Raw genomic sequence first — 13,294 nt, 5'->3', positions numbered from 1 at the left:
CAATTAAATTTACTAAACTCAGAAAAAATACTCAGAGAAACTAAGTTAAAAGTTTTGAGCACATTGCTTGATTACTATCAGTATTTAATTTCCGTCGACAAAGAAAATATTAAGCGACATAAAAAATCATACACTCAAATTTTAGCTTACAGATATAACCTCGCTGCAGGAAAAGTAAAATTTGAAGATAAAGCACCTAAGTCTCCTCATTTAGCACGACCATCAAGTTACTTACAATTAGGTTTTATCCATAATCAAAAGCTTGGCAATGGTGTGGCGATAAAACTAAGGCCTGCTTATTATGATCAGTTAGATGCTGAAAGTGGTCACGTTAGAAACGGTGCGCTAAAAATGGGCGAGCTAGATCTTGAGTATATAAACTCTACTCTCGCTATTAGAAGCTTATCAATATTTGAAGTGGTTAGCGTGTCAAACCAGGCAACGGGTTTACCACAAGATGGTTATGACTCATGGAAGCTATATTTAGGCTTACAAAAACAAGATGATGATTGTACAAACTGTGCAGACTTTACTTTTAAAGCTAATAAAGGTCTATCAATTCCAATACTCGATAATACAACAATAGGTGGATATATCGGAGGGGCTGTTGTAGAAAATTACTTAGATAGAGGTAGAGTTTATATATCGAGTAATCTAACGTTAAATCAATCAATTAATAACGACTGGAACTTTTTTATTGATCTTGAGGCTAGAAAATATTTGGAAAACGAACAGGTCGCAAAATTTAGCTTTAAAGCTGAAACTCGTTACAGGGTCAAAATAAACAACGAGCACCTTGATTTTAGACTGATTTTAAGTAATCACGAAACTATGTTGAGTTTGGGGTATTACTGGTAAATTATCTCAATACCGCTGTAATCTCGTTATGCTTATAAGTGGTTTTTATTATATTCAGGGATAGCATTTATATAATTAAAAAACCGATATCATCAACATATCGGTTTTTTTAATAAAGCGTGCTAGTAACAGATGAGTTATTTGCTAAAACTAAACTCTTTTGGTGGTGTTAACCCCATTAAGTGCTGAACAAAGTAATCCCAGCGCTTTCGCATCATGTAATGCTCTCTAGCAAAGCCATGACCACGATTAGGTAGCATTAGCATATCAAAGTCTTTATTCGCGGCTATTAATGCTTCTGCAACGATTAAGGTGTTATATGGCGGTACATTGGTATCTGTTGTTCCATGAGCAATAAGCAACTTACCTTTAAGGTTATCAACAATTAATTGATTTGCTTGGCTGTCGTAGTTTGTGGTGCCATCTTCATTTTTTACTAAAACGCCATGATATTTTTCACCCCATTCATCGGCATAATTTCTATTGTCATGATTACCCGCTTGAGAAACCGCCACTGAATAAAAATCTGGATAAGTTAACAGGGCACGAGTTGAAGCAAATCCACCACCGGAATGTCCCCAAATACCAACGCGAGTGCTGTCTATCCAGCTATATTTCTTGGCAAGTTGTTTAATCGCAGCTACTTGGTCAGGTATCCCGCTATCGCCCATATTTTGATAGTAAAATTCATGGAAACTCTTTGAGCGACCAGGGGTACCTAAAGCGTCAATTTCGATAACGATAAATCCCAATTCGGCAATGGCTTGATTATCACCTCTTGCTGATCTGAAGTGGCGACCACGAATACTGCCCACTTGTGGACCTGGGTATAAATAATTTACCACAGGGTATGATTTTTTAGCGTCAAAATCGCTTGGCTTATACATCAAACCATAAATATTTTGTTCGCTATTTCTATCTTTTACGATGAAAGGCGTTGGTGCTTGCCATTCTGTATCAGTTAGCTTGTTAATATTCATTTGTTCAACAATAAAGCCAGATTTACTATGAGTACTGCGAATAAAGCTAGTTTCTGCTTCATTTGGCGTTGAAACACGGTCTAAAAAGTAATCTGCATTCTTACTTAAAGTAATTCGATGATGCTTTTTCTCTGGTGTTAATAGGGTTAAGTCTGAACCGTTTTTATTAATGCTGTATAGATAATGAAAATAGGGATCTCCACCCTCTTTACCCGCACCAGAAAAAATTAGCTTCCCTGTTTCTTGATCAATATTCAATAATGCTAATACGGTCCAATTGCCTTGTGTTATTTGATTTTTAATCTTGCCAGTTTCTGCATCAACTAAGTATAAATGTCCCCAATTTGTACGTTGTGAAAACCAAATAAATTCATTACTTTTATCTAGATATTTCCAGCTAATAGCACTGACACCTGACTCGAAAAAGCTCGTTGCTGTTTCAGTAAAAATTGTACGTACCTTGCCTGTCGTAGCATCAGCTATCTTTAGTGTTGCCGTTTTGTGATCACGCGTTGATGAAATAAAGGCGAAATGACTGCTATCGCTCGACCAATCAATATCTAATAAACTACCATCGCGAGCGGCAACATGGTCAGTTATGGTCGATCTGTGATCATCTGCAGGCATATCAAGCTTAACAACACTGGCTTGCTCAATATCGATTACAACACGATGAATTTTGAAAATATTTTTGTCACCTGGTAAAGGATATTTCCAAACATCGATAGTTGGATGACCTACAGCGGTTGAAACTATGCCCATTTCACCCACGTTGCGACCATCATGTTTAAAGGTGGTTAATTTTTTTGAATCGGGAGACCATTTTACTACCGGCTTTTTACCGCGAACCCACCCGGCATTATTTGTTGCATAACCAAAGTTTTCAATACCATCATTGGTTAGTTGTTTTTCACTATTATCGCTAAGGTTTCGTAGCCACAAATTATGCTCGCGAATAAAAACAGCTTGCTTGCCATTGGGAGCAATAAGTTCATTACTGTTAATGGCTTTTTTATTCAACTTACATAAGTAGTTTTGAATATTACACTGGTAAGAGACGCTATTGATTTTAAGCGAGATAAGTTTATCTGTGATGAAATCAACACGATCAAATGGTAACGCTTTCTGGTTAACTTCTTGTTCGCTGATACGTGCTAGTGCACGAGCAATTTTTTGATGATTAAAGGCTAATTTTTTGGCTTTTGTTTTAGCGTCAATGAGATAAAACTGCTTACCATTTTTTGTTTGGCTCTGGTAAATGAGTTTAGTATTGTCAGTCCAACTGGGGTTCTCAACGGTACCAAAAACTAACTTTTCAGTGTGTTTTGATAATTGGTGTTCAGCTTGTTGGTATTTTTCAATGTTGAGAGATTCGGCGCTAGCATTTAATGCCAAACACGCTATAACCACATTTGAATAGCCTATTTTTATCTTTGAAATCATGAATAACCTTTTATTGAATAGTTATAAAATAAAACTAAAATCATTCTACCACTTCTAATAACTTGGCTTTCAAAATAATCGTTCAGCACAATATTCTTTTCGATAATCAACCATTAAAGTGTTATCCACTCGCCGATTTCATTGCATATAGACTAAAGTCTACCGCATTTATTGCTTATTTTAGACTTAGGTCTAATTTATAAATCACCGCTGATTCTCTAGTGTAATAACATCATATATAGCTTTGATTGAAATTTGATTAAAGATATTAAACAGAGAGTGATATGTCTAACTTACTAAATCAAAGTGTCGAATCCGCACCGTTGTCATGGTTGCAGTCTAATAGTGGTGAATGGCAGTATTTTGTTGATAAAGTTTTAGTTGATGAAAGTTCCTCTTCTGTTTTTACACAAGATTATATTTGGTTAGTTTCTCAAGCTATCACTAGCCATAAAGTCAGTGGTTATCGTATCGCTAACCAGACAATGGAAAATTTTATTGAACAACTAGCTGGCGTTGAACAAGCGATTGTTTTTGGTGTGCCTCATGAGCACAAAGGAAATGCGCTTCATGTCTATATTGAATTGACTCATTCGGGTATTGAAAAAACGACTTTATCGAATGCTATTAATGCCAAGCTTGCTGGTGGTGTAGGTGAATTTGCACGTGCTGATGTTATAACATTCGTAGAAAAGCTTCCTGTTGATCAAAATAAAAGAATTTCTAGAAAAACACTTAAATCACAGTGTATTACAGTGAAATATGCAGCATAAAAAAATATAAAAATAATGATAACGGTTTATTAAAACTACAGATAATAAATACGTTATTGAAAACTTAATCGATAAAAACACCGCCAGAGCTTAGCTGTTGTTGCTCTAAGGTTAATAACACACGGGGAAAGTAAAAATGTTTAATAAGAAAAAGCTTTTATTAGCAACAGGTCTTTTAGCTATGGCTGGCAGCGCAAGCGCTGGTTATGAAATTAAGTTATCTGATAATGACACCATTACCTTTGGTGGCTATATAAAATTAGATACGCGTTATGTTGACGGTAACATTAACAGTATTACTAACGATTATTGGGTTGGTGCTGGTAATGTAGGTGATATTTCTCGCACTAGCTTTCGTGCAACCGAGTCTCGTTTTAACACTAAATATGTTCATGGTGATATCACTGGTTTTATTGAACTTGATTTTCATGGCGGCGGTGGTAACGAAATTGTATCGAACTCGGCTAGTCCAAGATTACGTCATGCATTTATTAAATATAAAAACATTTTAGTTGGTCAAACGTGGTCAACTTTTGTCAATACAAGTGCTTTAGCAGAAGCAGCTGATTTTGCTGGTCCACTAAATGCCGCCGCGTTTATTCGTCAAGGCCAAGTTCGCTATACCCAAGGAAATTTCCAAGTTTCGATAGAAAACCCTGAGTCAGATAAAGGTGATCCAACCCAAGATAAATTGCCAGATGTTATTGCTAAATATACCTTTAAAGGTGATTGGGGTAACGTTTCTGTTGCGGGTTTAGCTCGACAATTAAATACGCTCGGTGGTAATTCTGAGTCAGCATTTGGTTACGGTATTGCGGGTAATGTAAAAACCTTTGGTAAAGATGATATACGTTTCCAATTACATGGCGGTGAAACCGGACGTTATGTAGGCGTGGTAGCTGCTCGTGATTTAGTTGGTGAAGAAGTCGAAGAAACAACCTCATTTATGGTCGCTTACCGCCATTTCTGGAGTGACGACATTCGCAGTACAGCATTCTTCGGTAAAACGACAACAGAAGTTTCAGATGCCGACAGAAGACATTGGGGTGTGAATATCTTTAAAAACTATACTAAAGAATTATCATTTGGTTTTGAAGTAGGTAATTTTGAATCAGCAGATCAAAATGCCGATTCTGACTATGTACAATTTTCAGCTAAGTACGTGCTTTAGTTTACTATCTTGCGTTAGTTAACCTCCCAACCGAGGTTATTTATGGGGAAGCTTTTGCTTCCCCTTTTTTATGTTCAGGATGAACGGTATGTCATAGTCACATGGATATGAAAAAGTGACGATGCTCAGGCCGCTCTAAGCCATCTTGATAATGGCTACAGCATTGTTAGGTAAAAGCTAATAATGCTGTAACTTAAATCTCAAAGCTATTTCTTCAACTTAGCAAAAGCGTCGGCAAAAGCATTACCCATGGCAGCATTATTATCTACTTTTGGCTGCTGTGTTCTGACTTTATTTTTGTGATGATTTGGCTTAGTATTTTTGTCATTATGAGGCGCTTTTTGCGACTTCTCAGTCGGCTGACTTTTCACTTGAGGTGTCGCTTCATCTAAGCGCATGGTTAAACTAATGCGCTTACGTTGTGGATCAACTTCCATGACTTTAACTTTAACCACTTCACCCGCTTTGACAATTTCATGCGGATCACTAACAAATTTATCGGTCAGCGATGAAATATGTACTAAGCCGTCTTGATGGACACCAATATCGACAAAAGCACCAAAATTAGCCACATTTGAAATAATGCCTTCGAGTATCATGCCAACCTTCAAGTCGTTAATGGTATTAACACCTTCTTGAAACGTTGCCGTTTTAAACTCTGGTCGCGGATCACGCCCCGGTTTTTCTAACTCACTAATAATGTCTTTAACCGTAACTTCACCAAAAGCATCACTTACTAAGCTTTCAACATTAATTTTTTCTAACGTTGCTTTATTGCCTATAACATTATTGATGTCGGTGTTAAGTTGTTTTAATAGTTGCTCAACTAAACTATAGGTTTCAGGGTGAACACCTGAGAAATCTAACGGATTATTACCATTATTTATGCGTAAAAACCCTGCAGCTTGTTCGAAAGCTTTCGGCCCTAAACGTGCGACTTTTTTTAATTCATTACGGTTGTTGAATCGACCGTGCTCATCGCGAAAACTTACTACGTTATTTGCCATGGTTTTGTTTAAACCGGACACACGCATTAATAACGCTGCAGAAGCGCTGTTTAGGTCAACACCCACCGCGTTAACACAGTCTTCAATAACGTTGTCTAAGGTTTGGCTGAGCTGGCTTTGACTAACATCATGTTGATATTGTCCTACACCAATCGCTTTGGGATCTATTTTAACTAACTCTGCTAGAGGGTCTTGCAAGCGTCGAGCAATAGAAACAGCACCACGAATAGACACATCTAAATCTGGAAATTCTTTGGCGGCAAATTCAGATGCTGAATAAACCGAAGCGCCAGCTTCACTGACAATTACTTTGGTTGGTTTGTTGTTTTCTAGTTTAGTTATAACATCAGCAATCAGTTTGTCACTTTCGCGTGAAGCAGTACCGTTACCTATGGCAACTAATTCTACTTTATGTTGCTGACATAAGTTAACTAAAGTACGAACTGACTTATCCCAATGATTTTGCGGGGCATGTGGGAATATGGTGGCGGTTTGCAATAATTTACCGGTAGCATCGACGATAGCTAATTTACAGCCAGTTCGAAGCCCAGGATCTAAGCCTAAAGTTACTTTCGCACCTGCGGGTGCTGCCATCATTAAGTCGTTTAAGTTACGTGAAAAAACCTTAATCGCTTCTACTTCAGCTTGTTCTCGTAATTGTCCTAATAATTCTGTTTCTAAACTTTGGCTAAGTTTTACTTTCCACGTAGTTTGTACCACTTTTGTTAAAAACTCTGCTGCAGCTTGGCCCGTTAAGCGTAGATTGAAATGTTCAGTAATTATTTGTTGTGCGCTTGAAAATGCCCCTTCTTGCCCTGGGTCTGTATCAATATTTAATGATAAAAGTTTTTCATTACGACCACGTAACATGGCTAACATGCGGTGTGACGGTACCGATTTTAATAATTCTGAATGTTCAAAATAATCGCGATACTTTGCTGCTTCTTTTTCTTTGCCCTTTATCAATTTACTACACAAGTGAGCTTGCTTAAGTAAGTGACGGCGTAATTTTTGGATTAAATTGGCATCTTCAGCAAAACGCTCAACCAAGATGAAATGAGCCCCTTCAAGTACAGAAACTTCATCATTAAAGCCTTGCTCTTTATTAATGAAAGCCTTTGCTTCTTGTGTTGGGTCTAGTTGCCAGTTGTTATAAATCTTATTGGCTAAAGGCTCTAAGCCTGCGGTTATGGCAATTTGCCCTTTAGTTTTTCTTTTAGGCTTATAAGGTAAATAAAGGTCTTCTAAACGTGTTTTGTTGTCAGCATTATTAAGCTCATTGGCTAATGCTGGGGTTAACTTACCTTGCTGCTCAATGTTATTGATAATAACTTTTCTGCGATCAGCCAAATCACGTAAATAAACTAAGCGTTGCGCAAGATGGCGCAAATGATTGTCATCAAGTCCTTGGGTAACTTCTTTTCTATAACGAGCAATAAAAGGCACTGTCGCGCCTTCATCTAATAAGTTTATAGCAGCATTTATTTGGCTGGTTTTTACATCAAGTTCTGTGGCAATTTGCTCAGCAATGGGCATCATTTATATGGGATCCTAAATCTATAAAGGTCTTAGTTTTGTTGGCTTCATTATACACTCAATTACTTGTGAGGTGCGATACACCTTAAGAGGTTTTTTCAGGAGGATAAAAAGTCATAACTCCCAACAAGTTGTTAATATTATTTTTAATAGAGAAGCAGGTAATTTAACGTTACAATGTTGCTATACATTATCAAAAACTGATGAGTTTATGCTTACTCATCAACTTGATATAAGTAACTTTATAAATTTAATCGGATTAATTATGGCTCTCTCTGTTGTTATCTTAGCGGCAGGTAAAGGCACTCGCATGCGTTCTGCCTTACCTAAAGTTCTTCATCCCGTAGCTGAAAAGCCTATGGTGTCTCATGTAATTGACGCAGCGCGCCAAGTAGATAGTGAAAATATCTATTTAGTTTATGGCTTTGGTGGCGATGTGCTTAAAGCGAAAGTCACGGGTGATGATTTAACCTTTGTTGAACAAAAAGAGCAATTAGGTACAGGTCATGCTGTTGATATGGCATCACCATTTTTATCTGACGATGAAAATGTGCTGGTACTCTACGGAGACGTACCTTTAACCAAAGTTAGTACGCTGCAACGTTTAATCGCTGCTAAACCTGATCAGGGTATGGCGCTATTGACCGTGCATTTAGCAAACCCAACTGGCTACGGTCGAATTATGCGCGATAGTTCAGGCACTGTAGTGGGTATTGTTGAACAAAAAGATGCAAGCGCTGAGCAACTATTAGTCAATGAAGCGAATACTGGAATATTACTGGCTAATGGTGGCGATTTAAAACGCTGGTTAGCGAATTTATCAAGCGACAATGCACAAGGTGAATATTACTTAACTGACATTATTGCCGCTTGTCATCAAGAAGGTAAGCTTATTGCTACGGCTCATCCTGATAGCGAAATTGAAGTAGAAGGCGCAAATAATCGTGTGCAATTAGCGGGTTTAGAAAGAGCTTATCAACTCAGAAAAGCTGAAGAGTTAATGATTGCCGGCGCAAGTTTACGTGATCCTAATCGCATTGATATTCGAGGCAATGTTACCGTTGGTCAAGAAGTGGTGATTGACGTTAACTGTATTTTCGAAGGTAATGTTGATATTGCTGATAATGCGATTATTGGCGCAAATTGTATATTGAAAGATTGCAGTATCGGACAAGGTGCTGAAATTAAACCTAATTCAATGGTTGATGGAGCTATAATTGGTGATCTAGCTTCAGTAGGTCCATTTGCTCGTATACGTCCAGGCTCTGAATTAATGCGTGACTCTCACATTGGTAACTTTGTTGAGATGAAAAAAACTCGCTTAGGCGAAGGAGCAAAAGCCGGTCATTTAAGCTATTTAGGTGATGCTGAAATTGGCGCTCAGGCTAACATTGGTGCTGGTACTATTACCTGTAATTACGATGGTGTAAATAAAGCTAAAACTATTATTGGTGCTGGTGCATTTATCGGCTCAAATGCTTCGTTAGTAGCCCCTGTTACTATTGGTAAAATGGCAACAACAGCGGCAGGTTCGGTTATTGTTAAAAATGTTGATGATAACGAATTAAGTGTAGCCCGTGGCAAGCAGCGTAATATTGCCGGTTGGAAGCGACCTACTAAGAAATAAAACAAAGCATGAAAGGATCTTTTATAACTCTATTTTTGTTAAAGCTGGTTTTCATAAATCTTTTGTTTATGAATTGTGTTCGAGCTGATTCAGCTTTAATGGCTGTTGCAGCCGAACATCCTATGCTGCAATATCACGAAAATAATGAAGTAAAAGGTCCAAGCGCAGAAATCCTCAAATTACTATTACAACATAGTCAACTGCAAGCCCCGCTTGAACTATTGCCTTGGTCTAGAGCATATCAAACGGTATTAAATCGGGAAAATACTTTAGTTGTTAGTATGGTACGAACACAAGCGCGAGAAGATAAGTTTCATTGGCTGATTAAAGTTAGCGAACTTGAGCGTGGCTTTGTCTCATTGAAAAGTAGACCTGAAAACCGAATTGAAACCTTGAGTGAAGCAAGATCCAAAACCATCATTGTTATACGAGACAGTTATGGTTATCACTCATTAGTGAACTTAGGCTTTAGCGAAAAAACTAATCTTTATGTTGTGTCATCTTTAAAGCATGGGATCGCACTATTCTTATCAGGTAAAGTCGATTTAATTTTTACCGACCCTAATGTTTTAATCGATTTTTTTGCCGAGCAACAACAAAACGCTGAAGCGTTAATTTCTGTTCACGTTTTACCAGAAACACGTCGAGAGAGTTATATTGCTGCGAATATAAATACAGAAAGTGGCATGTTAGAAAAACTTAAATTGGCTGCTGGTAAGTTACTTACAGATCCCGGTTATCAATATTATTTGGCTTATAAAGCTTTGATAGAGGATTAGATCTTAGATAAATATTGTTTTTATTTTCAGCTTTTGTTCTAATAGCTAAGTTTTAAATCGAAACTTTTAAGAGTGTAAACGAAAGCAATGTCAAAACGAAATACCCAACAGCGTCGTCATACCATAATTGCAGAGTTAAGCAATTTAGGTGAAGTAAGTGTTGATAGCCTTGCAAAAATGTTTGATACCTCAGAAGTTACTATTCGTAAAGACTTAGCTGTTTTAGAAAATAGCGGTTTGCTACTACGCCGATACGGCGGAGCTGTGCCTTTACCGCATGAAATTACCGAACCTAAAACTGAAAAGCTTTCGAAACGAAAGATAATAATAGCAAAAACAGCGGCATCGCTTATTCGTGATCATAACCGCATTATTTTAGATAGCGGTAGTACAACATCAGCGCTTGTGCGTGAGTTAAGTGCTAAACAAGGTTTAGTGGTTATGACTAACTCATTGGCTATTGCGTCTGATTTACATGCGCTTGAAAATGAACCAACATTATTGATGACCGGTGGAACTTGGGACCCGCATTCTGAATCATTCCAAGGTCAAGTGGCCGAAAGTGTATTGCGCTCTTATGATTTTGATCAGTTATTTATTGGTGCTGATGGTATCGATTTAGCCCGTGGCACAACAACATTCAATGAGCTTTTAGGCTTAAGTCGCGTGATGGCGGAAGTGTCTCGTGAAGTTATTGTTATGTTAGATTCAGAAAAACTTAATCGAAAAATTCCCAATTTAGAATTACCTTGGGAAAAGATTCACACGTTGATTACAGATGCAGATATGCCTGAAGACGTGAGAAGTGAAATAATTAAACAAGGCGTTAACCTCGTTATCGCCAGTTAAAAGGACAAAGAATATGTGTGGAATTGTAGGTGCTGTCGCACAGCGTGATGTAGCAGACATTTTAGTAGAAGGCTTAAAGCGATTAGAATATCGCGGATACGATTCTGCAGGTGTTGCCATAATTGATAACAATAACAACCTTATGCGCGCTCGTCGTTTAGGTAAAGTGCAAGAGCTTGCCGATGCATTACATGCTAATCCAATTGCTGGCGGTACAGGTATTGCGCATACACGTTGGGCAACTCATGGTGCCCCAAGTGAAATTAATGCTCATCCACATGTTTCGTCTGAAACTATTGCTGTTGTGCACAATGGTATTATCGAAAATCATGATAGTTTACGCACGCGCTTACAAGGTTTAGGTTATGTTTTTACTTCAGAAACAGACACTGAAGTTATTGCACATTTAGTTCACCATGAATTAAAAACTGCTGATAGTTTGTTAAGTGCAGTGCAAGTTACGGTAAAACAGTTAGAAGGTGCATACGGCACTGTTGTTGTAGACACGCGCGATAAAGATCGTGTTGTAGTGGCGCGTTCAGGTAGCCCATTAGTTATAGGTTACGGTGTCGGTGAAAACTTTATCGCCTCAGATATGTTGGCATTATTACCCGTTACTCGTAAATTTTCGTTTCTAGAAGAAGGTGACGTTGCCGAAGTTACACGTTTTGAAGTTAATATTTTTGATACTGACGGCAAGCCAGTTGAACGTGAAGCGAAAGAGTCTGAAGTCAGTCACGATTCTGGCGATAAAGGCGAATACCGTCACTACATGCTTAAAGAAACCTACGAGCAACCAACAGCGATTCGCAATACTTTAGAAGGTCGCTTAATGGGTAATGTGCTAGATATCCAAACCTTTGGTGAGGGTGCTGATGCTATTTTTCAAGAAATTGAGCACGTACAAATTATTGCCTGTGGTACCAGTTATCATTCAGGTATGGTGGCGCGCTACTGGCTAGAAGCCTTAGCCGGTGTTTCATGTAATATCGAAATTGCCAGCGAATTTAGATATCGCCAATCACATGTACCGAAAAATGCATTATTAGTAACTATTTCACAGTCGGGCGAAACAGCGGACACCTTAGCGGCTCTTCGTTTAGCCAAACAAATAGGTTATCGCGCTAGTTTAACTATATGTAATGTTGCTGGTTCTTCATTAGTGCGTGAATCTGATTTAGCCTTTATGACTAAAGCAGGTGCTGAAATAGGTGTAGCTTCTACCAAAGCTTTCACTACCCAACTTGTGGGTTTATTAATGATGACCCTCGCTATTGGTCAGCACCACGGCATGTCACAAGAGAAGCAAAATGAAATTGCTCAATCATTAATGACATTACCGAATAAGCTTGAAGAAGTATTAGCACTAGCGGGTTCAATTGAAGACTTAGCTGAAGATTTTGCTGATAAGCATCATGCATTATTTTTAGGTCGCGGCGACCAATACCCAATCGCGATGGAAGGTGCACTGAAATTAAAAGAAATTTCATATATTCATGCTGAAGCTTACGCAGCAGGCGAACTTAAACATGGACCATTAGCGTTAATTGACGCAGAAATGCCGGTTATAGTTGTGGCACCTAAAAACGATTTAATTGAAAAATTAAAATCTAATGTTGAAGAAGTACGTGCTCGTGGTGGTTTAATGTATGTGTTTGCTGATGCCAGTGCTAACTTTAGTAGCGATGACACCATGAAGGTTATTAACGTCCCCGTATGTGATGATTTAATTGCTCCTATCGTATATACATTACCGTTACAGTTATTGTCTTACTACGTTGCCATAATTAAAGGTACCGATGTTGATCAACCTCGTAACTTAGCGAAAAGTGTCACGGTTGAATAACCTTATAAATTAATCTATTAAAATGTAATTTTAATAGATTCTTAGTTGAAATTTGTGGTGTTTAATGGCGCCATAATTTTTACTAAAATAAACATATAAAAGCAGCCCTATATAGGACTGCTTTTTTGTTACTTGTATTTACTTTTCATAAACTTCACTTAAATATCATAGAATCATAAAATAAGTTGTAAAAAAATATGACACTACTCACTTTGAATCGGTATTTTATCAAAGGATATAGCGGATCAATTACACTAAAATCTTAATGTAAGGATACGTTATCAAAAGTTATCACTATTACTGATCTTAATATCAGTTATAGCTGTCCAAAACATAACTTAACTGAATGAAAAAAATGGTTTTAATATAAATTGTCAGCTCTAATGTCATGGTTATAAAGTACTATTAATTTTCAAGGGAGACTG

General features: G+C 37.7%; 9 protein-coding genes. 7 read left to right on the top strand and 2 right to left on the bottom strand.

Annotated elements, in window-relative coordinates; genetic code table 11:
* The coding region (locus H4J50_RS16540) for a hypothetical protein (RefSeq protein ID WP_220466283.1) at positions 1-858 on the top strand (858 nt) is incomplete at its 5' end.
* Positions 859-995: 137 nt separating this feature from the next.
* Here the strand turns inward: H4J50_RS16540 and H4J50_RS16535 are convergent.
* Entirely contained in the window at positions 996-3,281 is a 2,286-nt protein-coding gene (locus H4J50_RS16535) for a DPP IV N-terminal domain-containing protein (RefSeq protein WP_182257399.1), read from the bottom strand.
* 284 nt (positions 3,282-3,565) lie between these two features.
* On the opposite strand from H4J50_RS16535, the gene H4J50_RS16530 reads away from it, so the two are divergent.
* Positions 3,566-4,054 carry an AMP-binding enzyme gene (locus H4J50_RS16530; protein WP_108457660.1) on the top strand — a complete coding sequence of 163 codons (489 nt, stop codon included), beginning with the start codon at positions 3,566-3,568 and terminating at the stop codon, positions 4,052-4,054.
* Positions 4,055-4,190: 136 nt separating this feature from the next.
* Complete coding sequence (locus tag H4J50_RS16525; RefSeq protein WP_108457659.1) at positions 4,191-5,225, top strand: DcaP family trimeric outer membrane transporter; 1,035 nt, start codon at positions 4,191-4,193, stop codon at positions 5,223-5,225.
* A gap of 206 nt (positions 5,226-5,431) precedes the next feature.
* On the opposite strand, the gene H4J50_RS16520 is transcribed toward H4J50_RS16525, so the two are convergent.
* Positions 5,432-7,771 carry a Tex family protein gene (locus tag H4J50_RS16520; protein WP_182257398.1) on the bottom strand — a complete coding sequence of 780 codons (2,340 nt, stop codon included), beginning with the start codon at positions 7,769-7,771 and terminating at the stop codon, positions 5,432-5,434.
* A gap of 262 nt (positions 7,772-8,033) precedes the next feature.
* On the opposite strand from H4J50_RS16520, the gene glmU reads away from it, so the two are divergent.
* The 4 genes from glmU to glmS all read left to right on the top strand — a co-directional run bounded on the left by glmU (position 8,034) and on the right by glmS (position 12,869).
* The gene (gene glmU, locus H4J50_RS16515; RefSeq protein WP_108457657.1) at positions 8,034-9,395 is read left to right on the top strand and encodes a bifunctional UDP-N-acetylglucosamine diphosphorylase/glucosamine-1-phosphate N-acetyltransferase GlmU; all 1,362 of its coding nucleotides are present in this window, start codon (positions 8,034-8,036) and stop codon (positions 9,393-9,395) included.
* Between the two features lie 68 nt (positions 9,396-9,463).
* Complete coding sequence (locus H4J50_RS16510) at positions 9,464-10,174, top strand: ABC transporter substrate-binding protein (protein WP_162533835.1); 711 nt, start codon at positions 9,464-9,466, stop codon at positions 10,172-10,174.
* Between the two features lie 87 nt (positions 10,175-10,261).
* Positions 10,262-11,023 carry a DeoR/GlpR family DNA-binding transcription regulator gene (locus tag H4J50_RS16505; RefSeq protein WP_108457655.1) on the top strand — a complete coding sequence of 254 codons (762 nt, stop codon included), beginning with the start codon at positions 10,262-10,264 and terminating at the stop codon, positions 11,021-11,023.
* A gap of 13 nt (positions 11,024-11,036) precedes the next feature.
* Positions 11,037-12,869, top strand: coding sequence for a glutamine--fructose-6-phosphate transaminase (isomerizing) (glmS, locus tag H4J50_RS16500; RefSeq protein ID WP_108457654.1), 1,833 nt, complete (start codon positions 11,037-11,039; stop codon positions 12,867-12,869).
* Positions 12,870-13,294 lie beyond the last annotated feature (425 nt).

The sequence above is a fragment of the Colwellia sp. 6M3 genome, assembly GCF_014077595.1.
Classification (GTDB): Bacteria; Pseudomonadota; Gammaproteobacteria; order Enterobacterales; family Alteromonadaceae; genus Cognaticolwellia.
This window is presented reverse-complemented; position numbering and strand designations above follow the sequence as displayed.

Coding starts and splice junctions, on each gene's coding strand:
- H4J50_RS16535 (WP_182257399.1), bottom strand. CDS start 3,281: ATGATTTCAAAGATAAAAATAGGCTATTCAAATGTGGTTATAGCGTGT.
- H4J50_RS16530 (WP_108457660.1), top strand. CDS start 3,566: ATGTCTAACTTACTAAATCAAAGTGTCGAATCCGCACCGTTGTCATGG.
- H4J50_RS16525 (WP_108457659.1), top strand. CDS start 4,191: ATGTTTAATAAGAAAAAGCTTTTATTAGCAACAGGTCTTTTAGCTATG.
- H4J50_RS16520 (WP_182257398.1), bottom strand. CDS start 7,771: ATGATGCCCATTGCTGAGCAAATTGCCACAGAACTTGATGTAAAAACC.
- glmU (WP_108457657.1), top strand. CDS start 8,034: ATGGCTCTCTCTGTTGTTATCTTAGCGGCAGGTAAAGGCACTCGCATG.
- H4J50_RS16510 (WP_162533835.1), top strand. CDS start 9,464: ATGAATTGTGTTCGAGCTGATTCAGCTTTAATGGCTGTTGCAGCCGAA.
- H4J50_RS16505 (WP_108457655.1), top strand. CDS start 10,262: ATGTCAAAACGAAATACCCAACAGCGTCGTCATACCATAATTGCAGAG.
- glmS (WP_108457654.1), top strand. CDS start 11,037: ATGTGTGGAATTGTAGGTGCTGTCGCACAGCGTGATGTAGCAGACATT.